Source organism: Pseudomonas sp. UBA4617, from assembly GCF_002386445.1.
Taxonomy (GTDB): domain Bacteria; phylum Pseudomonadota; class Gammaproteobacteria; order Pseudomonadales; family Pseudomonadaceae; genus Aquipseudomonas.
The window spans coordinates 144,628-168,574 of the sequence record NZ_DGIR01000014.1 but is presented as its reverse complement, the minus strand read 5'-3'; the positions used below and the strand labels follow the sequence as shown (position 1 = coordinate 168,574).

Below are 23,947 nucleotides of genomic sequence, written 5' to 3'. Positions count from 1 at the left end.
AGCTGCGGTGGTGGCTGGGGAGGGGGGTAGTATGCCCTAACATCGCCGGGGCCGCAGAGCGGCCCCGGAATGACATCACTCCAGATGTTCAGGCTTGATCGGGTCGCCCGACTTCACATCGAGTTTTTCGCGAATGTCCGCGAACATGTGGTCATAGAGCTTGTGCGGCGAACCCAGATTTTCAAATTTTTTGGACGGTGGCAGGTAGGACTGGGCCTTGCGGCTCAGAAGCATGAGAAAGCTGGGTAGTACCTGGTCCTTTGCCAGGAAGAATCTTTCATCGACTGTCTTGCCTTCGATGCTGCCATGCATCTTGAACTCGATGCCTCGGCCTTCCTTGGGGTCCGACACTGCCTCGTATTCGATGTTCAGGTCATAGCTGTGGTCATTCTGGTTCAGCGCGGTGCGCTCGATGTGTACACGACCGGGGTGGTACTGGGCCATGGCAGGTTCCTCTGGAAGATCGAAAATGGCGGGCATCCAGCGCCCGCCCACTGCATTCAACGGTAGCTGATACCCGGCTTCGCGGTGGAAACCCGTGTACCGGCGGTGCCTTTGACGATGTCTTCGATGTTCTCCAGCGAACTGATCACCGCCACCTTGCCGGTGTGGCGGGCAAAATCACAGGCGGCCTGCACCTTCGGCCCCATGGAGCCGGCGGCGAAGCCAAGGCGTTCGAGTTCGTCGGGGTGGGCCTGGGCGATGGCCTTCTGCGAGGGTTTGCCCCAGTCGATGTAGGCGGCATCGACGTCGGTAGCGATGATCAGCAGGTCGGCATCCAGCTGCTCGGCCAGCAGGGCCGAGCACAGGTCCTTGTCGATCACCGCCTCGATGCCCTTGAGCTTGCGGTTTTCGTCGTACATGGTCGGGATGCCGCCACCGCCCGCGCAGATCACGATGCTGTTTTTTTCCAGCAGCCACTTGATCGGGCGAATCTCGAAGATGCGCTTGGGTTTCGGGCTGGCCACCACGCGGCGGTACTTGTCGCCGTCGGCCTTGACCACCCAGCCTTTTTCCTTGGCCAGACGCTCGGCCTCTTCCTTGGCATAGACCGGGCCGATGAACTTGGTCGGGTCCTTGAAGGCGGGGTCGTTGGCGTCCACCTCCACCTGGGTCAGCAGGGTGGCGAACGGCACTTCGAAGGCCAGCAGGTTGCCCAGTTCCTGCTCGATCATGTAACCGATCATGCCCTCGGTCTCGGCACCGAGCACGTCCAGCGGGTACGCCTCGTCGGGCTTGTAGGAGAGGCCCTGCAGCGACAACAGGCCGACCTGCGGGCCGTTGCCGTGGGCGATGACCAGCTCGTTGCCAGGGTGGATCTTGGCGATCTGCTCGGTGGCGGTGCGGATATTGGCGCGCTGGTTCTCAGCGGTCATGGGCTCGCCGCGACGCAGCAGGGCGTTGCCGCCCAATGCAACAACGATACGCATGGGGAATGTCCTTTGCGGATAGGGGGGCGCCTCGATCCGGTGTGGGAGCTGGCTTGCCAGCTCCCCACAGGGGCGAGGTGGTTGTCAGAGATCAGCCAGGGTCGATACCAGGATCGCCTTGATCGTGTGCATGCGGTTTTCCGCCTGCTCGAAGGCGATGCAGGCCGGCGATTCGAACACGTCGTCGGTCACTTCGATACCGTTGGCCAGGTCCGGGTACTGTTCGGCAATTTGCTTGCCCACTTTGGTTTCGGAATTGTGGAACGCCGGCAGGCAGTGCATGAACTTGGTCCGCGGGTTGCCGGTGGACTTCATCAACTGGGCGTTGACCTGGTACGGCTTGAGCAGCTTGATGCGCTCGCCCCAGGCTTCGATCGGCTCGCCCATCGATACCCAGACGTCGGTGTGCACGAAGTCCACCCCCTTGACTGCGGCAACCGGATCTTCGGTGAGAGTGATGCGCGCGCCGCTTTCCTCGGCGTACTTGCGGCAACGCTCGACCAGGTCGTCATGCGGCCACAGCGCCTTGGGTGCGGCGATGCGCACGTCCATACCGAGCTTGGCACCGATCAGCAGCAGCGAGTTGCCCATGTTGTTGCGGGCATCGCCCAGGTAGGCGTAGCTGATGTCATGCAGCGGCTTGTCGCTGTGCTCGCGCATGGTCAGCACGTCGGCGATCATCTGGGTCGGGTGGTATTCGTCGGTCAGGCCGTTGAACACCGGCACGCCAGCGTACTTGGCCAGCTCTTCGACGATTTCCTGCTTGAAGCCACGGTACTCGATGGCATCGTACATGCGCCCAAGCACGCGGGCGGTGTCCTTCATGCTTTCCTTGTGGCCGATCTGCGATGAGTTGGGGTCGATGTAGGTGACGTTGGCACCCTGGTCGTAGGCGGCCACTTCAAAGGCGCAGCGGGTACGGGTGGAGGTTTTTTCGAAGATCAGGGCGATGTTGTTGCCCTTCAGGTGCTGTTGCTCGGTGCCGGTGTATTTGGCGCGCTTGAGGTCGCGGGACAGATCCAGCAGGTAGCGCAGCTCACGGGTGGTGTGGTGTTCCAGGCTGAGCAGGTTGCGGTTGTGAATGTTGAACGCCATGACGTATCTCCTTGAGTTTGGTGAACGCACCGGCCGCCGCTGGGTGTGGGCGGCCGGGGGTGATGGTCGTTAGTAGTCGATGGGGTCGCGCACGATCGGGCAGGTCATGCAGTGGCCGCCGCCACGGCCCCGGCCCAGCTCACCGGCACTGATGGTGATGACTTCGACCCCGGCCTTGCGCAGCAGGGTATTGGTGTAGGTGTTGCGGTCGTAGCCAATGACCACGCCCGGCTCGATGGCCACCACGTTGTTGCCGTCGTCCCATTGCTCACGCTCGGCGGCGAAGCTGTTGCCGCCGGTTTCAACCACGCGCAGCTTGACGCCCAGTTGCTCGCCTACCACTTCGATGAACGACTTGTGTTCGCGGCGCACGTCCATGCCGTACGGCTTGCTCTCGTCCGGGCGGATGATGAATGGCACGATTTCCTTGACGACTTCCGGGAAGACCGTGACCAGGTCGCGGTCGCAGAAGCTGAATACGGTATCCAGGTGCATGGCGGCACGCGATTTCGGCAGGCCGGCAACAATGACCTTTTCCACCGCGCCCTTGGCGAACAGGTTCTGTGCCAACTGGCCGATAGCCTGGCGCGAGGTGCGCTCGCCCATGCCGATCAGCACGATGCCCTTGCCGATCGGCATGACGTCGCCGCCTTCGAGGGTGGACTGGCCGTGTTCCTTGTCCGGGTCGCCGTACCAGACCTGGAAGTCGGCGTTGGTGAACTGTGGGTGGAACTTGTAGATGGCGGTGGTCAGCAGGGTTTCCTGACGTCGCGCCGGCCAGTACATCGGGTTCAAGGTCACGCCGCCGTAGATCCAGCAGGTGGTGTCACGGGTGAACTGGGTGTTCGGTAGCGGTGGCAGGATGAAGCTGGAGTGGCCCAGGTAGTCGTTGTACATCTTGACCACATCGGCACCTTCGCTTTGCGGCAGATCCTGCCCGGCGACGCCGCCAATCAGGAACTCGGCCAGGTGGCGCGGTTCGAGGCCCTCGAGCCAGCTGCGCACTTCGTTGGTCAGGCCGACACCGACGGTGTCTGGGGTGATCTTGCGGTCGAGAATCCACTTCAGCGCTTCGGGTTGCTGGACGATGTCGGTCAGCAGGTTGTGCATTTCCAGCACGTCCACGCCACGTTCGCGCATCTTGGTGACGAAGTCGAAATGGTCACGCTTGGCCTGGTCGACCCAGATCACATCGTCGAACAGCAGCTCGTCACAGTTGCTCGGCGTCAGGCGCTTGTGCGCCAGGCCCGGCGAGCAAACCATCACTTTGCGCAGTTTGCCGGCTTCGGAGTGGACACCGTACTTCTGTTTTTCAGCGGACATGGTTTCATTCCTCCAATTGAGCGAAGACGTGGGTCAAAGGGTCAGGAAGCCGTCGTACAGGCCGAAGGCTGCCACCAGGGCACCGATGACCACGGCTGCGAAGATCAGTTTCTCCACGGTGGTGAAGACAGGTTGGCCCACCTCATGCTTGGCCTTGGCGAACAGGATCACGCCAGGGGCGTAGAGCAGGGCCGAGAGCAGCAGGTATTTCACGCCGCCGGCGTACAGCAGCCAGATGGCGTACAGCAGGGCGATGGCACCGATGAACAGATCCTTCCTGCGTTCGGCCAGGGCCTGTTCGTAGGTTTCGCTGCGCAGCGCGAGCAGGAAGGCATAGGCCGCCGACCACAGGTACGGCACCAGGATCATGGACGTGGCGAGGTAGATCAACGACAGGTAGGTACTGCTTGAGAACAGCGTGATCACGAGGAAGATCTGCACCATGGCGTTGGTCAGCCACAGGGCGTTGGCCGGCACCTGGTTGGCGTTTTCGCGGCGCAGGAACTCCGGCATGGTGTGATCCTTGGCCGCAGCGAACATGATCTCGGCGCACAGCAGCACCCACGACAACAAGGCCCCGAGCAGCGAGATGATCAGGCCGACGCTGATCAGCACCGCGCCCCAGTGGCCGACCACGTGTTCAAGCACGGCAGCCATCGACGGGTTCTGCAGCTTGGCCAGTTCCGGTTGGGTCATGATGCCCAGCGACAGCACGTTGACCAATACCAGGAACAGCAGCACGGTGACGAAGCCGATGACCGTGGCCTTGCCCACGTCGGAACGCTTTTCCGCCCGCGACGAGAAAATGCTCGCGCCCTCGATACCGATGAACACCCACACGGTGACCAACATCATGTTGCGCACCTGGTTCATCACGCTGCCCAACTCGGGCGTGCCCAGGCCCCAGATGTCGGCGGTGAAGATGTCGAGCTTGAATGCGAACAGACAGATCAGGGCGAACAGCCCCAGCGGTACTACCTTGGCCACGGTGGTGATCAGGTTGATGAACGCCGCTTCCTTGATGCCGCGCAGCACCAGGAAGTGCACCGCCCACAGCAGCACCGAGGCGCCAATGATGGCGGCCGGGGTGTTGCCTTCGCCGAAAATCGGGAAGAAGTAGCCCAAGGTGCTGAACAGCAGTACGAAGTAGCCGACGTTGCCCAGCCAGGCGCTGATCCAGTAGCCCCAGGCCGAAGAGAAACCCATGTAGTCGCCAAAGCCGGCCTTGGCATAGGCATACACCCCGCCATCCAGGTCAGGCTTGCGGTTGGCCAGGGTCTGGAACACGAACGCCAGGGTCAGCATGCCGACTGCGGTGATGGCCCAGCCGATCAGGACTGCGCCGACGCCCGCGCTGGCCGCCATGTTTTGTGGCAGCGAGAAAATACCGCCGCCAATCATCGAGCCGACGACGAGTGCAACTAACGCGCCGAGTTTTAATTTTCCGGATGCATCAGACATTTAACAACTCCTGCCAGGAGAAAGTTGACGACAGGGTAAAACCGTCGCCGCTGCCATGCGCTGACTTGGATCAGTTCATGGCGACGTGAAGTGGGAAATTTCCTTCACGTTGCTCCTGGAGAGTGCCGACCGCTTGTGCTGCAGGCCTTGCACGCTGGCACCTCCATGTCCCTCTAGAGTAAACGCTCTGTTCAGCCTGCGATGCTTGAAGCTAGCCGCTTTTGCCGCATTCGCAAATTTTTCCTGGAATTCCTGTTTTATCCAGTTGCTTTGCTAGTTGCGTTCCAGCTGCTAGCTTTATCTCGAAGGTGTTATAGCCAAAGTAGTTATGAGTGCTATAGCAAGCTAGCAGTATCATTATAAGTAGCGAATATCTATATGGCCCGAGTGGCTGTTTCAAACCTATTACAGCGCGCAAAAAAGGAGGCGCATGAGCGAACCGGGACAGAAGCTGCGCCTGGGCGCGCTGATCGCGTTGGTGGTCGGCTCGATGATTGGCGGCGGTATTTTCTCGCTGCCGCAGAACATGGCGGCGCGTGCGGAGGTGGGCGCGGTGCTGATCGGCTGGGCCATCACCGCGGTCGGCATGCTGGCCCTGGCGTTCGTGTTCCAGACCCTGGCCAACCGCAAGCCTGAGCTGGACTCGGGGGTTTACGCCTATGCCAAGGCCGGGTTTGGCGACTACATGGGGTTCTCTTCAGCCTGGGGCTACTGGATCAGCGCCTGGCTGGGCAACGTCGGCTATTTCGTGTTGTTGTTCAGCACCTTGGGCTTCTACTTCCCGGCGTTTGGCGAGGGTAACACGCCGATCGCCATCGGCTGTGCCTCGCTGCTGCTCTGGGCTGTGCACTTCCTGGTGCTGCGTGGCATCAAGGAAGCGGCGTTGATCAACCAGGTGACCACCGTGGCCAAGGTCGTGCCGCTGCTGATCTTCGTGGTGATCGCGACGTTCGCCTTCCGTGCCGATATCTTCACCCGGGACATCTGGGGCATGGGCAACCCGCAGTTCGGCAGCGTGCTGGAGCAGCTGCGCAACATGATGCTGGTGACCGTGTTCGTGTTCATTGGTATTGAAGGTGCCAGCGTGTATTCCGGCCGTGCCCAGCGCCGTTCGGATGTGGGCAAGGCCACGGTGATCGGCTTTCTCGGGGTGCTGGCGCTGCTGGTGCTGGTGAATGTGCTGTCGCTGGGGGTGATGACCCAGCCGGAGCTGGCCGGGCTGCAGAACCCGTCGCTGGCTTCGGTGCTGGAGCATATCGTCGGGCCTTGGGGAGCCCTGCTGATCAGCATCGGCCTGGCGGTTTCGCTGCTCGGCGCCCTGTTGTCCTGGGCGCTGCTGTGTGCCGAAATTCTCTACGCCACCGCGCGGGACAAGACCATGCCGCGGTTCCTGGCCAAGGAAAACGCCAACCAGGTGCCGGCCAATGCCCTATGGCTGACCAACTGCATGATCCAGGGTTTTCTGCTGATCACGTTGTTCTCTGCCGGTACCTACACCAGCCTGATCTACCTGGCTTCTTCGATGATCCTGGTGCCGTACCTGTGGTCGGCGGCCTATGCCGTACTGCTGGCGGTGCGTGCGGAAACCTATGCCGGGCAGCCGGCGCTGCGTCGCAAGGACCTGCTGGTGGCGCTGGTTGCCTTGCTGTATGCCATCTGGCTGCTCTACGCCGGTGGCCTCAAGTACCTGTTGTTGTCAGCGCTGCTCTATGCTCCCGGGGTAATCCTGTTTGCCAGGGCCAGGCATGAGCAGGGGCAGGCTTTGTTCACCCGTTGGGAAAAACTGATTTTCGCCGCCGTGCTGGCAGGCGCCGCGTTTGCTGCCTATGCCCTGTATTCAGGGCTGCTGAGCCTGTGATGGGGCAGGGCAAGGATGTTCCGGGCGTGACCAGATCCACAGGTTGCCCAGGGTCATGCCGGCGATGGCCAGGTACACCGGCCAGTGGTGGTCCAGAAGCGCCAGCATCAGCCCTGCGCACAGCAACATGCTGAGTGTCGCGCTGACTTTCGCGTGCCGCCGGATCACCTTGCCATTGCGCCAGTTGGACAGGGTCGGTCCGAACAGCCGGTGGTTCTCCAGCCAGGCCGACAGGCGTGGCGAACTGCGGGTAGCCGCCCAGGCGGCGAGCAGGATGAACTCGGTGGTTGGCAGGCCGGGAATCACAATCGCTACCAGGCCCACGCCCAGGCTGACATAAGCCAGGATCGCATACAGCACGCGGGCAAGTTTCGAGCGGGCGGGTCGGGTCATGGTCTCACTGCGTAAAAAGCGGTTCGGCCACCGACAGGGTGGCCGGGTATGGCGTATCAAGCCAGCGCGGCATCCGTAGCATAGGCGTACCTGAGCAGCTCGGTGAAGCGCTCGAAGGCAGCCACTGCGCCGCGTTCGGCCGCAGCCTCGTCGTCGGCCGACAATGTCAGGCCATCAACAATACGGTTGAACTGTTTCCAGCCTTCGGCCCGGCCAGCGGCCGGCTCGCCCAGGTGGCGCGCACCGAAACTGTCCGACAGCCCCAAGGCCATGGCACGCTTGATCAGAAACGCCGCGCCCAGTTTGGAGCCTTCGGAGACGAAGATCCAGCCCATTGCCTCGCCCAGGCCTGGATTGAGCAGCGCACCGGGTAGCGCGGGCGGCACTTCGGTGTCCAGGTCGGCGAGGTCCAGACGGGCCTGTTCGGCACGGCAGCGCTCGGCCAGGTCGGGGACGATGGCGATCAGTTGCGGGTCGTTGTACAAAGGCTGCAACTCGGCCTGGAACAGGTATTGGGCGACCACGAAACGGGCAAAGCTTTCGCGGCTGTCAAAGGGCGCGTGGGATTTCACCAGCGCATCCAGCTCGGCGTGCGGGGCATGGGTGATCTGGTTGAGGCGCTGGGAGCGCAGGGCGGGGCGGTCGGTCATGGGAATTCCTTGGAATCGGGGCTCTAGAGACGAGACGAAACAGTGCGGGGGCGACGGTAAAAAAATCTGCGATATGTGCGGCAGTACCGTCCTGTCGCGCTGAGCCCGCGAACAGGACGGCACAGATGTCAGCCGCAGCCCAGGTCAGATATCCCAGACCACATTGATGGCGAAGTTGCGCCCCGGCATGCTCAGGCGGTCGATGTTGGCCGGCTGGGTCACGGCCGCTTCACCCTGGCCGTCGTAGCTGCGCACCGAGTCCCACTGCCAGTACTTCTTGTCGCTCAGGTTGTACAGGCCGGCATTGACCGTGATGTCGTCGCTGACCCGGTAGTAGCCGGTCAGGTCCAGCACGCCGTAGCCAGGGGTGCGGAACTTGCTGCTGGAGCCGTCGGGCGAGTGGAAGGAGCTGTCGTCGACGCGGGTCTTGCGCTTGACCAGTGTCCAGCTCAGCAGGCCACCGTACTGCTGCTGCTCGTAACCCAGGCCGAACACACCCTTGAGCGGATTGATGCTGTTGAGCGGCGCGCCGGTGTCATCATTGCGACCGTAGGTGTAGGCAATCGAGCCCTGGCCATACAGGCCCTGCGGCGCGCCGAAGCGGTCGAGGTTCAGGCGGCCCTTGAACTCGGCGCCCTTGATGGTGGCGTGCTTGATGTTGTTGGCGCGGAAAGTCTGCTCCAGGTTGGCGCTCTGCACGGCGTCTTCATCGATGAAATCGCGGTACTTGTTGTAGAACACCGCCACGTCGAAGCTGCCGGCGTCGAAGTTGCCTCGCAGGCCGGTTTCATAGCTTTTGCTCTTCTCCGGCTCCAGTCCCGGGTTGCCTTCCACGCGGTAGCCTTGTTCAAGGTTCTGGAACTTGCCGAACATGGCTTTGGCCGTTGGCGTGCGGAAGCCTTCGGCGTACTGGCCGTACCAGGTGTAGTTGTCATCGAAGGCGTAGGTCAGGCCGAACTTGGGCGAGACACGGTGCCACTTCCTCTCGGAGTCATCCTGGAAGGTGGGCGCAGTACCGGTGGCTTCCAGGCCACGCAGGAACTCCTCGGTGAATCTGGGCTCCATGCGCGTGTAGTCATAGCGTGCACCGGGCAGGAAGGTCCAGTCGCGCCAGCGGATTTCATCCTGCACGAACAAGCTGTAGGTGTTCACGGTCGGGTCCGGGAAGTCGCTGACCAGGGCCTGGCCATCGGCCGGGCGGTCAGCACCGGCGGCGGGGCAACCTGCGCCAGCGGCCAGGCAGGTACCAGTGCCGCTGCGCGAGCCGGTGACCTTCTCATGCCTGAGGGTGGTGCCGTAGGTCAGCAGATGGTCGGTGGCACCCAGGCTGAAAGCCTTGTCCAGTTGCGCGTCGAACACCCATTGGCGGTCCTTGTAGGTGGTATCGCGGGTGCGCAGTACCTGGCGGGTAAAGGGCGCATAGATTTCCTCGGTGTGCTGGTCGGTCTTGGCGATCTGGTAATTGAGGCTCCACTTCATGTGGTCGGCAAGCGTCGATGCCAGGTCAAACTCGTGACTGATGCCGAAGCGCTCACGGGTGATGGTGTCGTTGCCGGTACGCGCCTTGTAGAAGCCCATGCCATTGGCGCCGCCGGTGAACGGCCCGCCCACTGCGCTGAGGATGTTTTGGTCGCGGTCATCCTTGTAGCGCTCGTAGGTGAAGCCCAGGCGAGCATCGTCGGCGTAATTCCAGCCCAGCTTGGCCAGCACGTTGGTAGTGCGTGCGTCCATCGGGTTGGCTTCGCTACGCGACAGCCCTTCGCCGCTGTGGCCGCCGTGGGTCTCGGTTTCGTGGCCGTTACGCTGGCTCAGGTGCAGCAGGCCGTCGAAGTCCCCCTGGCGAGCGGCGACAGTGGCGGAGGTCAGCCAGCTTTCGTCGGCCGAGCTGTAGCCGCTCTTCAGGCGGGCACCCACGTCCTGGCCGGGCTTGATTATGTCGTCTGGGTCGAGGGTGAAATAGCTGACCGCGCCGCCGATGGCATTGCTGCCGTACAGCACCGAGGCCGGGCCGCGCAGGATCTCCACACGTTTGACGATTTCCGGGTCGACGTAGTTGCGCTGGGTCTGGGCGTAGGGGCCGTAGAAGAAACTGTCGGGAATCGACACGCCGTCGACCTGAGTGAGGATTCGTTCGCCATCGATGCCACGGATGTTGTAGCCGTTCAGGCCGCTGCGCTGGCCGGTGCCGGCCACTGACACCCCGGGTTCGTAGCGCACCAGGTCCTGGATAGTGTTGACGTTCTGCCGGTCCAGTTGCTCGCGGGTCTGCACGCTGACGGTGCTCGGCACCTGGCTGACGTCCTGGGCGCTGCGGGTGGCGCTGACGGTGACCTGCTGCAGGGCGACCACGTTGCTGCCAGCCTGGCGTTCGAGCACCACATTACCGTTGCCGATCTTGCGTACGCCCAGGCCGGTGCCGTGCAACAGGCGCTTGAGTGCGGCTTCCGGCAGTAGCGAACCCTGCACCCCAGGCGAGACTACGCCGTCGGCCAGCTCGGCGCTGAAGCCGACTTGCCAGCCGGTGGCCTGGCTGAACGCATTGATGGCCGTCACCAGCGGCTGCTGGCCGATGTTGAAGCGGTACTCACCCATGCGCGGGCTGGCCTGGGACGGCTCGGCGGCCAGTGCCGGCAGGCTGCAGGCGCAGCTGGCGAGCAGGGCCAGGGTGAGCAGGGACAGTTGCCCTGTACGGCGGGCAAGGGTGGAGGGGCGGGTAGGACCTGTGGACATCGAAAGCGCTCCCTGACGCGCGGACTGTTATAGGTGTTGGCTGTTCCTGTCATCAAACAAGAATCAGTCGCATTGGCTATAACGAGACGGGCGAGGCGGCGCGAGCGCGTAAAAATAAATACGAGACTGTGATCCCTGAGGCGTGTCAGGGGCCTGTCACCGGCGAGCCAGCTCTCTCCAGGTAAGGCATTATGCGAAGCCAGCGCGTTATCTGGCGATCGGGCCGGCACAGGCAAAGGATCAGTTCAGGATGACCAGCGCCGGGTACTCGTGCAGCCGGGCCGAGGTGATGTGGGCCAGCGCACGCAGGGTTTCCAGGGGCTGATCGAGGCGGTAGTTGCCGGTCACCGTCACGTTTTCCAGCTGCCTGTTGCGGTTGATGATCCAGCCTGGGTAATAGCGCCGCAGTTCGGCCAGCACCTGGCTGAGCGGGCAATTTTCAAATACAAGGCGGCCATCGACCCAGGCCAGATCCCTGTGCATGTCGGGGCGCTGGCGCTGGCCGAAGCCATGGGGGCCGACACTGATACTCTCGCCGGCACCCAGGCTGATGCGTTGGTCGCGCTCGCCCTGCAGGTCGATATCGCCGCGCTGCACTCGCACTTGTGCCTCACCGTCGAGATAACGCACGGCAAAGTCGGTGTCGCGCACCTGCGCGCGCAACGGCCCGGCCTGCACTTCCAGCGGAAGTCGTGCACCCTCGGCAACCTGGAAATAGGCCTCGCCTTGCAGCAGACGGGCGACCTGGCGGCCGTCGTGGTACTCGCTGGCCAATGCCGTATCAGTATTGAGCAGCACGTTCGCCCCGTCGCCCAGTTGCAGGCGCTGGCGTTCGCCGACCACCGTCAGGTGGTCCGCCTGCAGGCGCATGGGCAGGTTGCCGAGCGTGCACAGCCCTACCAGCAACAGCGCCGCCGTAGCCAGTGGCTTCCAGTGACTGCGTAGGCGTCCGCGCCATGAGCGGCGCTGTTGCTGATGCATCTGCGTGGCCAGCTGATGCAGCGGTGCGCCATTCCACAGGGCTTCCGCGGCCACATAGGCTTCGGCGTTTTCCGGCGCCGCGCTGAGCCAGGCTTCAAAGGCCAGGGTATCCTCGGCATCCGCGCATTGCAGGCGCACCAGCCAGTCCAGCGCCTCGTCCATGGCACGAGCACGGGCGTTGGGCCCAGCGGATGACGGGCGGGGGGCAGGGCTATCGGTCACGGTGAATCCCTGAATGGACTTTTTGCAGATGATCAAGGCTGGGACGGGCAGTGGCAAGGGCTTGGCTTGCGTTACCTGAGTCGGTCGGCAACACCCATGCAGATCGCCATGATCAGTTTCAGTTCCTTCTGCACCGTGCTGGGGGAAACCTTCAGCTGTTCGGCAATTTCCAGATAGGTGGCGCCATGCAGGCGGCTGAGGATGAAGATACGCTGCTGGCGTTGGCTCAGTTGGCCAAGGCTGACGCTCAGTTGCCTGAGCAATTGTTCGGCATGGGCGGCGTCTTCGTTGCTGCTGGCTGGCGCAGCAACGCTGTGCAAGACCTCGTCGGGCACATCGTCAACCAGCATGCGCGACTGCACCCGGCGTGCACGCAGGTGGTCGAGGGCCAGGTTGCGCGCGGTCTGGAAGACGAACGGTTCGATGTGTTCGACCGGCCGCTCAGCGAGGGCGCGGGACACCCGCAGGTAGGTCTCCTGCAGCAGGTCCTCGGCCGTGTTCGGGTTGCCGACCATACGCTGCAGGGTGCGCAGCAGGCTCAGGCGCTGGACGAGGAAGACGGAATTGAACCGGGACTGACTCACGAGGGGACCTGGCCGACAAAAGGCTAATGATAATGCTTATCATCCGTGTCGAAGGTCAAGCTTGAAAGTGTCGGGAAAAGGTAAAGATTGTGAATACCACGCCTTGCCCGACCCGGTCCAGGCGCGGCCTGGCCTCGCGATGGGGGCAAGGCGCTCGCGGCAATCTGTGCCGGGGCGTGATCCATCGCGACGCAAGGCCGCGCCTACATGGCGCGAGCTGGGGCTCAGCCGGCGTGGCACAGCGCCAGGCAGTTATCCAGCATACGGTTGGAGAAGCCCCATTCGTTGTCATACCAGGCCAGCACCTTGAGCATGCGCCCGTTGGCCCGGGTATGGTTGGCATCGAAGATCGACGACAGCGGGTTGTGGTTGAAATCGCAGGAAACCAGCGGCAAGGCGTTGTAGCCCAGTACTCGCGAATGCTTGCTGGCTTCGAGGAACAGCTGGTTGACCTGCTCGGCCGTAGCCTCGCGCCTGAGGTTGACGGTGAGGTCCACCAGCGACACGTTGATCACCGGCACGCGCACCGCCATGCCGGTCAGTTTGCCGGCCAGTTCCGGCAGCACCAGGCCCACCGCCTCGGCGGCGCCGGTCTTGCTGGGAATCATCGATTGGGTCGCCGAGCGTGCGCGATACGGGTCGCCATGGTACACGTCGGTCAGCACCTGATCGTTGGTATAGGCATGGATGGTGGTCATCAGGCCTTGCTCGATGCCGAACTCGCGGTGCAGCACCTGGGCGATCGGCGCCAGGCAGTTGGTGGTACACGAGGCGTTGGAAATGACCTGGTGCGAGGCCCGCAGCACGTCATGGTTGACGCCATATACCACCGTGGCATCGGCGCCCTTGGCGGGTGCCGAGACGATCACCTTGCCTGCCCCCGCAGCCAGGTGTGCTGCAGCCTTGGCGCGCTCGGTGAACAGCCCGGTGCATTCGAACACCACGTCGATCGCCTCGGCCTTCCAGGGCAGTTCGGCCGGGTTGCGGATGGCGCTGACGGCGATGCGGTCGCCATTGACCGTCAGGCTTTCATGGTCGGCCTCGACGCTGGCGTCGAAGATGCCGTGCACGCTGTCGTACTTGAGCAGATGGGCGTTCATGGCGCTGTCACCCAGGTCATTGATGGCGACGACCTGCAGGTCCTGGCGGTAGCCTTGGGTATACAGTGCGCGCAGGACGTTGCGCCCGATGCGGCCGAATCCATTGATGGCGATGCGTAGAGTCATGGCAGTACCTCTGGCAGTCCGAGTGAAACCTGTGGCACAAAGGAGCTTCACTGAAACGGTTTTGTTGTTGGAATTACAAGATTATTCACTGGCGGATAGAAAACAAGCCTTTTTAATGGCAGTATTTTGTTTAAACATACAACGAGTGGTTGGGCAACATGCCTCCGCCGATGCAGCGGGCTCCTCTACCTGAGCCTAGGCCGCAATCGTTTGGAGGGAAAATGCCTGGTAAACCGCCCTTACAATTAGCCTGGAGTCCAGTACATGCATCCGCGCATCCTTGAGGTCACCCAGCGGCTGGTCGAGCGCAGCCGTGCCACCCGCGAACGCTACCTGCAGCTGATTCGCGGCGCGGCCAGTGAAGGCCCCATGCGTGCCAGCCTGCAATGCGCCAACTTCGCCCACGGCGTGGCCGGTTGCGGCAGCGAGGACAAGCAGACCCTGCGCCTGATGAATGCGGCCAACGTGGCCATCGTCTCGGCCTACAACGACATGCTCTCGGCGCACCAGCCGTACCTGCACTTCCCCGAGCAGATCAAGCAGGCCCTGCGCGAGGTCGGTTCGGTCGGCCAGTTCGCCGGTGGCGTACCGGCGATGTGCGACGGCGTGACCCAGGGCGAGCCGGGCATGGAGTTGGCGATTGCCAGCCGTGAAGTGATCGCCATGTCCACCGCCGTGGCCTTGTCGCACAACATGTTCGACGCCGCGCTGATGCTCGGCATCTGCGACAAGATCGTCCCCGGGCTGATGATGGGCGCACTGCGCTTTGGCCACCTGCCGACCATCTTTGTCCCCGGTGGGCCGATGGTTTCCGGTATTTCCAACAAGCAGAAGGCCGACGTGCGCCAACGCTACGCCGAGGGCAAGGCCAGCCGCGAGGAACTGCTGGAATCGGAAATGAAGTCCTACCACAGCCCGGGCACCTGTACCTTCTACGGCACGGCCAACACCAACCAGCTGGTGATGGAGGTGATGGGCCTGCACCTGCCGGGCGCCTCCTTCGTCAACCCGTACACACCGCTGCGCGACGCGCTCACTGCCGAGGCCGCGCAGCAGGTCACGCGCATGACCAAGGCCAGCGGCAACTTCATGCCGTTGGGGGAAATCGTCGATGAGAAGGCGCTGGTCAACTCCATCGTTGCCCTGCACGCCACCGGCGGCTCGACCAACCATACCCTGCATATTCCGGCGATTGCCCAGGCGGCGGGGATCCAGCTGACCTGGCAGGACATGGCCGACCTTTCCGAAGTGGTGCCGACCCTGTCCCATGTCTACCCCAACGGCAAGGCCGACATCAACCACTTCCAGGCCGCTGGTGGCATGGCTTTCCTGATTCGCGAGCTGCTCGATGCCGGGCTGCTGCACGAGGACGTCAACACCGTGGCCGGCCATGGCCTGCGTCGCTACACCCAGGAGCCGTTCCTCGACGACGGCAAGCTGGTGTGGCGCGAAGGGCCGCAGCACAGCCTGGACGAAAGCATCCTGCGCCCGGTGGCCCGACCATTCTCGGCCGAAGGCGGCCTGCGGGTGATGGAAGGCAACCTTGGCCGAGGCGTGATGAAGGTTTCCGCGGTCGCCCCGGAACACCAGGTGGTCGAAGCCCCGGCCCGCGTGTTCCACGACCAGCAGTCGCTGGCCGATGCCTTCAAGGCCGGCGAGCTGGAGCGTGATTTCGTCGCCGTGGTGCGCTTCCAGGGCCCGCGTTGCAACGGCATGCCGGAACTGCACAAGCTCACGCCGTTCCTCGGTGTGTTGCAGGATCGCGGCTACAAGGTCGCGCTGGTCACCGACGGGCGCATGTCCGGCGCCTCCGGCAAGATCCCGGCAGCCATTCATGTCTGTCCCGAGGCGTATGACGGTGGCCCGCTGGCGCGGGTGCGCGACGGTGATATGGTGCGGGTTGATGGTGTCGAAGGCACGCTGCGGGTACTGGTGTCGGCCGAAGAACTGGCCAGCCGCGACCTGCCGCCAGCGCCCCAGGGCAACGACCTGGGCTGCGGACGCGAGCTGTTCGGCTTCATGCGCATGGCGTTCAGCCCGGCAGAGCAGGGCGCCAGCGCCTTCACCTCGGCTCTGGAGAACCTCAAATGAAGGACCTGCTGGTTGGCGACATCGGCGGCACCAATGCCCGTTTTGCGTTATGGCGTGACAACCAGCTACATGCCGTGAAAGTCTTCGCCACCGAGGACTACACCAGCCCGGAACAGGCCATCGAGGCTTACCTTGAAGGCCTGGGCATCGCCCGCGGCGGCGTGACTGCTGCCTGCCTGGCGGTGGCCGGGCCGGTCAATGGCGACGAGTTCCGCTTCACCAACAACCATTGGCGCCTGAGCCGTCAGGCGTTCTGCCAGCGGCTGCAGATCGAGCAGTTGCTGTTGATCAACGACTTCACCGCCATGGCGCTGGGCATGACCCGCCTGCGCGATGGCGAGTTCCGCGAAGTGTGCCCAGGCCAGGCCGACCTTTCACGCCCGGCATTGGTCATTGGCCCAGGCACCGGTTTGGGTGTCGGCTCCCTGTTGCGAGTGGGTGAGCGTTGGTGCGCCTTGCCAGGCGAGGGCGGGCACGTCGACCTGCCGGTGGGCAATGCCCGCGAAGCAGCAATCCACCAACAGATCCACGCCCAGATCGGCCACGTCAGCGCCGAAACCGTGCTCAGTGGCGGTGGCCTGCTGCGCCTGTACCAGGCAATCTGTGCACTGGACGGCGACACACCCCGACACAAGACCCCGGCGCAGATCACCGATGCTGCGCTGGCCGGCGAACCGCAGGCGCTGGCGGTGATCGAACAGTTCTGCCGATTCCTTGGCCGAGTGGCGGGTAACAATGTGCTGACCCTGGGTGCGCGCGGTGGGGTTTATATTGTCGGCGGTGTAATCCCGCGCTTTGCCGAGCTGTTCCTGCGTAGCGGGTTCGCCACCAGCTTTGCCGACAAAGGCTGCATGAGTGGCTACTTCGCCGGCGTGCCGGTTTGGCTGGTGACGGCCGAATTTTCCGGGTTGCTCGGGGCAGGAGTGGCCTTGCAGCAAGCGCTGGATCATGGATAGGTGACTGGAGGCCGCCCAGCAGCCCCGATAGCAGGCAACCAAGACCTGTAACCAGACAAAAGGAAGGACCACCTTGAGCACTGCCGGTAAATCGATCCTGATGGTCGACGACGACCAGGAAATCCGCGAACTGCTGCAGACCTACCTGAGCCGCTCCGGCTTCCAGGTACATGCCGAAGCCGACGGCAGGGGCTTTCGCCGCGCCCTGGAGACCACCCCCTTTGATCTGGTCATCCTCGACGTCATGTTGCCCGACGAAGACGGCTTCAGCCTGTGCCGCTGGGTACGCCAGCACCCGCGCCAGGCACGGGTACCGATCATCATGCTCACTGCCAGCTCGGACGAAGCCGACCGGGTCATTGGCCTGGAACTGGGCGCCGACGACTACCTGGGCAAACCGTTCAGCCCGCGCGAACTGCAGGCGCGGATCAAGGCCCTGCTGCGCCGGGCCGAATTCGGCCAGGCGGCGCCGGGCGGTGCGGTGCTGGCTTTCGACGACTGGCGCCTGGACACGGTCAGCCACCGCCTGTTCCATCGCGATGGCGAGGAGGTGATGCTCTCCGGTGCTGATTTCGCCCTGCTCAAGCTGTTCCTCGACCATCCCCAGCAGATCCTTGACCGCGACACCATCGGCAACGCCACCCGCGGCCGCGAACCGATGCCGCTGGACCGTATCGTCGACATGGCAGTGAGTCGCCTGCGCCAGCGCCTGCGCGATACCGACAAACCCCCCCGGCTGATCCGCACCGTGCGCGGCAGTGGCTACCTGCTGGCTGCCCATGTCTGCAGTGGCTCCTGAGCGGCGCTGGCGGCTGCTCCCGCGCTCCCTGCTGGGGCGCATGCTGCTGCTGACCTTGCTGGTGGTGCTGCTGGCCCAGGGCCTGTCCAGCATCATCTGGGTCGCCCAGTTGCGCGCCAGCCAACTGCAAGGCCTGCGCGCCAGCGCCAGCAGCCTGGCCCACTCGATGAGCGCCAGCGTCAGCTACTTTCGCTCGTTGCCGGTGGGCTACCGGCCCATGGTGCTCGACCAGCTGCGCAGCATGGGCGGCACGCGCTTCTTCGTGTCGCTCAACGCCAAGCCGTTGGACATGCCGGTGCTGCCCGTCACCCCGCGCAAGCAGGCGGTGATCGACGTGTTCCAGCAGGTGCTGCATGAGCGCCTGGGTTCGCAGATGGAAATTTCCGTGGCATTCGTCGGCCCCGACGACCTGCGCATCTTCAATAGCGGCCTCAAGCTCGACGAGCTGCCACGCTCATGGGCGCACTACTCGTTGACCCTGGAACCGCTCAACCCGCCGGTGCTGGTGACCCAGATCCGCCTGGGCGAGGGCGAGTGGCTGTACATTGCCTCGCTGCTGCCCGAACCCTATACCAGCCTGGAAGCCGAACGCCTGCCGCGCCAGCAGATCGGCTTCATCGTGCTGACCACCGTCTTGCTGCTGTTGTTCATCGGCCTGCTGGTGCACTGGCAGAGCTGGCCGCTCAAGCGCCTGGCACGCGCCGCGCGAGAGATGTCGCTGGGGGCCGATGTGGCGCCGGTGGCTGAAGGCGGGGGTAGTGAGGTGGTGGAAGTGGGGCGGGCGTTCAACAGCATGCGCGAACGTATCAGCCGCTACCTGACCGAGCGTAGCCAGCTGTTCAGCGCCATTTCCCATGACCTGCGCACGCCGATCACCCGCCTGCGCCTGCGCGTCGAGCTACTGGAGGACGAACGTCTGCAGGCCAAGTTCAGCCAGGACCTGGATGAACTTGAGTTGCTGGTAAAAGGTGCCTTGCAGTGCGTGAAGGACACCGACATCCACGAAAACATCGAGCCGGTCGATCTCAACCAGGTACTGGAGATCCTTGCCGAGCCTTACCTGGGCGATGGCCGCATCAACCTCGAAGGTCGGGCGCTGGCGCCGTACCCGGGCAAGCCGCTGGCGCTGCGACGTTGCATCGGCAACCTGATCGACAATGCCATCAAGTACGGCGAGCGGGCTCGGTTACGCATCATCGACAGCGCCGAGGGCTTCGTGCTGCAGGTAGACGACCAGGGCCCGGGGGTGCCCGAGCAGCAGCTGGAGCAGGTGTTCGAGCCGCACTTTCGCCTGGCGGGGCAGCAACAGGGCTATGGGCTGGGATTGGGAATCGCACGCAACATTGCCCATAGCCATGGTGGGGAGGTAAGTCTGCTCAACCTTCGCGAGGGCGGGTTGCGGGTGACCTTGTACCTACCGCGAGGCATGGACTGAGCGCTCGTAGTACCGACGCCGGCAAGCGAAATGTCACCGCATGGTGACAATCCTCCGGCCCTTCGTGACATCCCGCCCAACCCCACTGACTAGAATTCGCACACGACTGGCAAGGATCAAGCTGGCCCATGAACACCTGCAACCTGCCTGCCATCCGATGGCTCGATACCCCGGCCCACAACGCTTGGCGCCTGGCTGAAGCGCAGCGCCTGCTGGCTTTCGCCAAGGCTGCGAAACTGCCCGAGGGCTATGGCAGCCTCGATGCCAGGGGGCAGCTTCCTCCTGGCGCCTGCGCCGACACCCTGAACACTGCGCGCATGACCCACTGCTTCGCGCTGGCCCACCTGCAGGGTCTGCCCGGTTACCTGGACTATGTCGAACACGGTGTCGCCGCCCTGCGCGGCGCCATGCAGGATGCCAGCTACGGCGGCTGGTTCGCCCACCCCGATGGCGATACCGACAGCGGCAAGGCGGCCTACCTGCATGCCTTCGTTGCCCTGGCTGCCAGCTCGGCCGTGCTGGCCGGCGCCGCCGATGCCCCCGCTCTGCTTGCAGATGCAGTGCGGATACTCGACACGCATTTCTGGAGCGAAGAGGAGGGGGCCCTCAGGGAGGCCTTTTCCCGCGCCTGGCAACTGCCCGAGCCCTACCGTGGCGCCAACAGCAACATGCACGCGGTCGAGGCCTTCCTGGCCTTGGCAGACGTCACGGGCGACAACCTGTGGCTGCAACGTGCCTTGCGCGTTGCCGAGCGCATCATCCATACCCATGCCGCGGCCAACGGTTATCGCGTCATCGAGCATTTCGACGCCTTCTGGCAGCCATCGCCGCACTACAACCAGGAACACCCGGCTGATCACTTTCGGCCTTATGGCACCACGCCGGGGCATGCCTTGGAATGGGCGCGGTTGCTGCTGCACCTGGAGGCCAGCCTCGAACGGGCCGGCCTACAGGCGCCGGGCTGGCTGGCGGACGACGCCCGTGCGCTGTTCGATGCAGCCTGCCTGCAGGCCTGGAATGTCGATGGCGCGGAGGGGTTCGTTTACACCCTGGACTGGGCCGATCGGCCGATGGTGCGGGCGCGCCTGCATTGGGTGCACGCCGAAGCCTGCGCCGCAGCGGCGGCGCTGTTGCAGCGCACCGGCGAGGCGCAATTCGAGCAGTGGTATCGGCGCTGCTGGGACTTCATTGCCAGTCATTTCATCGACCTGGTTGGGGGCAGCTGGTACCACGAACTCGATGCGCACAACCAGCCGGCCGGGACGCTGTGGCCGGGCAAACCCGACCTCTATCACGCTTACCAGGCATTGCTGCTGCCGGGCTTGCCGCTGGCGCCGAGCCTGGCCAGCAGCCTGGCTGGCAATGTAACCAAACGATGACATTCACGCATCGCTTCGTTACCTGACGAGGCGCGCACGCTGTTTAGACTCAATGCAACGCAAGCGACCGACTTGCACGGCATAACAACAAGAAAGGTGCTTCGATGAACTCCACGTTTCGTCTCGCTGCCGCTGTTTCCATCGCCTCGCTCGGGGCTTCGCTGTTTCCACTGACTACCCTCGCTGCCGATTCCAAAGGCAGTGTCGAGGTGGTGCACTGGTGGACATCCGGTGGTGAAAAAGCGGCGGTCGATGTGCTCAAGGCCCAGGTCGAGAAAGATGGCTTCACCTGGAAGGACGGCGCTGTCGCCGGCGGCGGTGGTGCCACGGCCATGACCGTGCTCAAGAGCCGCGCCGTGGCGGGCAACCCGCCGGGTGTCGCGCAGATCAAGGGGCCGGACATCCAGGACTGGGCAGCCACCGGCCTGCTCGACCCCGATGTGCTCAAGGATGTGGCCAAGGAAGAGAAGTGGGACACGCTGCTCGACAAGAAAGTGGCCGACACCGTGAAGTATGACGGTGACTACGTGGCCGTACCGGTGAACATCCACCGCATCAACTGGCTGTGGATCAACCCCGAAGTCTTCAAGAAGGCCGGCATCGACAAGGCGCCGACCACCCTCGACGAATTCTATGTCGCCGCCGACAAGCTCAAGGCTGCCGGCTTCATCCCCCTCGCCCACGGCGGCCAGCCATGGCAGGACAGCACCGTATTCGAAAGCGTGGTGCTGGCGGTGATGGGTGTCGATGGCTACAAGAAGGCCCTGGTCGACCTCGACAATTCGGCGCTGACCGGCCCGCAGATGATCAAGGCGTTGACCGAGCTGAAGAAGGTCGCCACCTACATGGACCCGGATGGCAAGGGCCAGGACTGGAACCTCGAAGCGGCCAAGGTCATCAACGGCAAGGCCGGCATGCAGATCATGGGCGACTGGGCCAAGAGCGAATGGACCCTGGCGAAGAAAACCGCCGGCAAGGACTACCAGTGCGTGCCATTCCCTGGCACGGACAAGGCGTTCCTGTACAACATCGACTCGCTGGTGGTGTTCAAGCAGAACGACGAAGGCACCGCTGCCGGCCAGCAGGCCATCGCACGCAAGGTGCTGGGCCAGGACTTCCAGAAAGTTTTCAGCATCAACAAGGGCTCCATTCCGGTACGCAACGACATGCTGGCCGACATGGACAAGTATGGCTTCGATGCCTGCGCGCAAACCTCCGCCAGGGACTTCCTCGCCGACGCCAAGAGCGGCGGGCTGCAGCCGAGCATGGCGCACAACATGGCCACCACGCTGGCCGTGCAGGGCGCGTTCTTCGATGTGGTGACCAACTACATCAACGACCCGCAGGCCGACCCGGCCGATGCGGCGAAGAAGCTGGCGGCGGCGATCAAGGCTGCCCAGTAAAGCAGCCGCTGCTGCCGTTGTAGGAGCGGCCTTGCGTCGCGACGGGCTGCGCAGCAGCTCCAAATACCTGTGCACTCGATCCTCCCGTCAGGGGTTGGCCTTGAGTCCCTTGGGTCTGCTGCGCAGCCCGTCGCGACACAAGGCCACTCCTACGGGCGAGTGCAGCGCCTTCGAGGTGAACCATGAGCACAATTACCGCCCAATTGCGGGCCTCACCCCTGGACGCGCTTCAGCGCTGGCTGCCCAAGCTGGTGCTGGCGCCGAGCATGTTCATCGTCCTGGTGGGCTTCTACGGCTACACCCTCTGGACCTTTGTCCTGTCCTTCACCACGTCGACCTTCCTGCCGACCTACAAGTGGGCCGGCCTGGCCCAGTACGCCCGGCTGTTCGACAATGACCGCTGGTGGGTGGCGAGCAAGAACCTGCTGCTGTTCGGCGGCCTGTTCATCGCCATCAGCTTGGTCATCGGCGTGCTGCTGGCGGTCCTGCTGGACCAGCGTATCCGCCGCGAAGGCTTCATCCGCACCATCTACCTGTACCCCATGGCGCTGTCGATGATCGTTACCGGCACTGCCTGGAAGTGGCTGCTCAACCCGGGCATGGGCCTGGACAAGCTGCTGCGTGACTGGGGCTGGGAGGGGTTCCGCCTGGACTGGCTGATCGACCCGGACCGGGTGGTGTACTGCCTGGTGATTGCAGCGGTCTGGCAGGCATCGGGCTTCATCATGGCGATGTTCCTCGCCGGCCTGCGCGGTGTCGACCCGTCGATCATCCGCGCCGCCCAGATCGACGGCGCCAGCCTGCCGCGCATCTATTGGCGTGTGGTGCTGCCCAGCCTGCGCCCGGTGTTCTTCAGCTCGCTGATGATTCTCGCGCACATTGCCATCAAGAGCTTCGACCTGGTGGCGGCGATGACCGCCGGCGGACCGGGTTATTCGTCCGACCTGCCGGCGATGTTCATGTATTCGTTCACCTTCAGCCGCGGGCAGATGGGCATGGGTTCGGCCAGCGCCATTCTCATGCTCGGGGCGATCCTGGCGATCCTCGTGCCTTACCTGTACTCGGAGCTGCGGAGCAAGCGCCATGCATAGCCCTGTCGACAAACCGGTGCTGAGCCTCAGCCGCATCGCCATCCACGCGGTACTGTTGCTGGCCGTGTTGCTGTACCTGGTGCCGCTGGTGGTGATGCTGCTGACCAGCTTCAAGACCCCGGACGATATCAGCACCGGCAACCTGCTGAGCTGGCCGGTGGTGTTCAGTGGTATCGGGTGGGCCAAGGCCTGGGCCACGGTCAGCGGTTACTTCTGGAACTCGATCATGATCACCGTGCCGGCGGTACTGATCTCCACCGCGATCGGTGCGCTGAACGGCTATGTGCTGTCGATGTGGCGCTTCCGCGGCTCGCAGCTGTTCTTCGGCCTGCTGCTGTTCGGCTGCTTCCTGCCGTTCCAGACCGTGCTGCTGCCGGCCTCGTTCACCCTCGGCAAGCTCGGCCTGGCCAGCACCACCAGCGGCCTGGTACTGGTGCACGTGGTCTATGGCCTGGCCTTCACCACACTGTTCTTCCGCAACTTCTACGTCAGCATCCCTGATGCGCTGGTCAAGGCTGCGCGGCTGGATGGCGCCGGGTTCTTCACCATCTTCCGCCGCATCATCCTGCCGATGTCCACGCCAATCATCATGGTCTGCCTGATCTGGCAATTCACCCAGATCTGGAACGACTTCCTGTTTGGCGTGGTGTTCTCCAGCGGCGACTCGCAACCGATCACCGTGGCCTTGAACAACCTGGTCAACACCAGTACCGGGGCCAAGGAATACAACGTCGACATGGCAGCGGCGATGATCGCCGGCCTGCCAACCCTGCTGGTGTACGTGGTGGCAGGCAAATATTTCGTTCGCGGCCTGACGGCTGGCGCGGTAAAGGGGTAAGT

At 63.5% G+C, this 23,947-nt stretch carries 21 protein-coding genes; 10 read left to right on the top strand and 11 right to left on the bottom strand.

Annotated features, from left to right (window positions below):
• Positions 1 to 75: 75 nt before the first annotated feature.
• From B4L76_RS05410 to arcD (B4L76_RS05390), 5 genes are all read right to left on the bottom strand, one after another.
• Positions 76 to 444, bottom strand: coding sequence for a DUF5064 family protein (locus B4L76_RS05410; protein WP_296231030.1), 369 nt, complete (start codon positions 442 to 444; stop codon positions 76 to 78).
• A gap of 56 nt (positions 445 to 500) precedes the next feature.
• Entirely contained in the window at positions 501 to 1,430 is a 930-nt protein-coding gene (gene arcC / locus B4L76_RS05405) for a carbamate kinase (protein WP_296231027.1), read from the bottom strand.
• Positions 1,431 to 1,514: 84 nt separating this feature from the next.
• Positions 1,515 to 2,525 (bottom strand): ornithine carbamoyltransferase, encoded by a 1,011-nt coding sequence (locus B4L76_RS05400; RefSeq protein ID WP_296231026.1) that lies wholly within the window; start codon positions 2,523 to 2,525, stop codon positions 1,515 to 1,517.
• Positions 2,526 to 2,594: 69 nt separating this feature from the next.
• On the bottom strand, positions 2,595 to 3,848 hold the full coding sequence (gene arcA, locus B4L76_RS05395) for an arginine deiminase (RefSeq protein ID WP_296231025.1): 1,254 nt from the start codon (positions 3,846 to 3,848) through the stop codon (positions 2,595 to 2,597).
• 33 nt (positions 3,849 to 3,881) lie between these two features.
• Positions 3,882 to 5,309 (bottom strand): arginine-ornithine antiporter, encoded by a 1,428-nt coding sequence (gene arcD / locus B4L76_RS05390; RefSeq protein WP_296231022.1) that lies wholly within the window; start codon positions 5,307 to 5,309, stop codon positions 3,882 to 3,884.
• Between the two features lie 430 nt (positions 5,310 to 5,739).
• On the opposite strand from arcD (B4L76_RS05390), the gene arcD (B4L76_RS05385) reads away from it, so the two are divergent.
• Entirely contained in the window at positions 5,740 to 7,167 is a 1,428-nt protein-coding gene (arcD, locus tag B4L76_RS05385; protein ID WP_296231021.1) for an arginine-ornithine antiporter, read from the top strand.
• On the opposite strand, the gene B4L76_RS05380 is transcribed toward arcD (B4L76_RS05385), so the two are convergent.
• The 6 genes from B4L76_RS05380 to gap form a co-directional block, all read right to left on the bottom strand.
• A complete protein-coding gene (locus B4L76_RS05380; RefSeq protein ID WP_296231020.1) occupies positions 7,147 to 7,560 on the bottom strand; it encodes a YbaN family protein in 414 nt (137 codons plus the stop codon). The genes arcD (B4L76_RS05385) and B4L76_RS05380 overlap by 21 nt on opposite strands.
• A gap of 56 nt (positions 7,561 to 7,616) precedes the next feature.
• Positions 7,617 to 8,210 (bottom strand): biliverdin-producing heme oxygenase, encoded by a 594-nt coding sequence (locus tag B4L76_RS05375; protein ID WP_296231018.1) that lies wholly within the window; start codon positions 8,208 to 8,210, stop codon positions 7,617 to 7,619.
• Between the two features lie 144 nt (positions 8,211 to 8,354).
• Positions 8,355 to 10,940 carry a TonB-dependent receptor gene (locus B4L76_RS05370; RefSeq protein ID WP_296231017.1) on the bottom strand — a complete coding sequence of 862 codons (2,586 nt, stop codon included), beginning with the start codon at positions 10,938 to 10,940 and terminating at the stop codon, positions 8,355 to 8,357.
• Positions 10,941 to 11,180: 240 nt separating this feature from the next.
• The gene (locus B4L76_RS05365) at positions 11,181 to 12,143 is read right to left on the bottom strand and encodes a FecR family protein (RefSeq protein ID WP_296231016.1); all 963 of its coding nucleotides are present in this window, start codon (positions 12,141 to 12,143) and stop codon (positions 11,181 to 11,183) included.
• 71 nt (positions 12,144 to 12,214) lie between these two features.
• Entirely contained in the window at positions 12,215 to 12,727 is a 513-nt protein-coding gene (locus B4L76_RS05360; protein WP_296231015.1) for an RNA polymerase sigma factor, read from the bottom strand.
• 224 nt (positions 12,728 to 12,951) lie between these two features.
• Entirely contained in the window at positions 12,952 to 13,953 is a 1,002-nt protein-coding gene (gap, locus tag B4L76_RS05355; protein ID WP_296231014.1) for a type I glyceraldehyde-3-phosphate dehydrogenase, read from the bottom strand.
• Here gap and B4L76_RS05350 point away from each other — a divergent pair.
• From B4L76_RS05350 to B4L76_RS05310, 9 genes are all read left to right on the top strand, one after another.
• A complete protein-coding gene (locus B4L76_RS05350; protein ID WP_296231013.1) occupies positions 13,952 to 14,146 on the top strand; it encodes a hypothetical protein in 195 nt (64 codons plus the stop codon). The two genes, gap and B4L76_RS05350, sit on opposite strands and share 2 nt — an antisense overlap.
• A gap of 71 nt (positions 14,147 to 14,217) precedes the next feature.
• Positions 14,218 to 16,044 (top strand): phosphogluconate dehydratase, encoded by a 1,827-nt coding sequence (edd, locus tag B4L76_RS05345; RefSeq protein WP_296231011.1) that lies wholly within the window; start codon positions 14,218 to 14,220, stop codon positions 16,042 to 16,044.
• Positions 16,041 to 17,000: a glucokinase gene (locus B4L76_RS05340; protein ID WP_296231010.1), complete on the top strand. Its 960-nt coding sequence runs from the start codon at positions 16,041 to 16,043 to the stop codon at positions 16,998 to 17,000. Before edd ends, B4L76_RS05340 begins: the two co-directional genes overlap by 4 nt.
• A 73-nt stretch (positions 17,001 to 17,073) precedes the next feature.
• Entirely contained in the window at positions 17,074 to 17,799 is a 726-nt protein-coding gene (gltR, locus tag B4L76_RS05335; RefSeq protein ID WP_296231009.1) for a two-component system response regulator GltR, read from the top strand.
• Positions 17,780 to 19,234 (top strand): ATP-binding protein, encoded by a 1,455-nt coding sequence (locus B4L76_RS05330; protein ID WP_296231008.1) that lies wholly within the window; start codon positions 17,780 to 17,782, stop codon positions 19,232 to 19,234. The genes gltR and B4L76_RS05330 overlap by 20 nt, the downstream gene beginning before the upstream one ends.
• A 128-nt stretch (positions 19,235 to 19,362) precedes the next feature.
• Positions 19,363 to 20,613 (top strand): AGE family epimerase/isomerase, encoded by a 1,251-nt coding sequence (locus B4L76_RS05325; RefSeq protein ID WP_296231006.1) that lies wholly within the window; start codon positions 19,363 to 19,365, stop codon positions 20,611 to 20,613.
• Between the two features lie 104 nt (positions 20,614 to 20,717).
• Positions 20,718 to 22,016 (top strand): ABC transporter substrate-binding protein, encoded by a 1,299-nt coding sequence (locus B4L76_RS05320; protein WP_296231005.1) that lies wholly within the window; start codon positions 20,718 to 20,720, stop codon positions 22,014 to 22,016.
• Positions 22,017 to 22,198: 182 nt separating this feature from the next.
• A complete protein-coding gene (locus B4L76_RS05315; RefSeq protein ID WP_296231003.1) occupies positions 22,199 to 23,107 on the top strand; it encodes a carbohydrate ABC transporter permease in 909 nt (302 codons plus the stop codon).
• The gene (locus B4L76_RS05310) at positions 23,100 to 23,945 is read left to right on the top strand and encodes a carbohydrate ABC transporter permease (RefSeq protein WP_225780591.1); all 846 of its coding nucleotides are present in this window, start codon (positions 23,100 to 23,102) and stop codon (positions 23,943 to 23,945) included. The genes B4L76_RS05315 and B4L76_RS05310 overlap by 8 nt, the downstream gene beginning before the upstream one ends.
• Positions 23,946 to 23,947 lie beyond the last annotated feature (2 nt).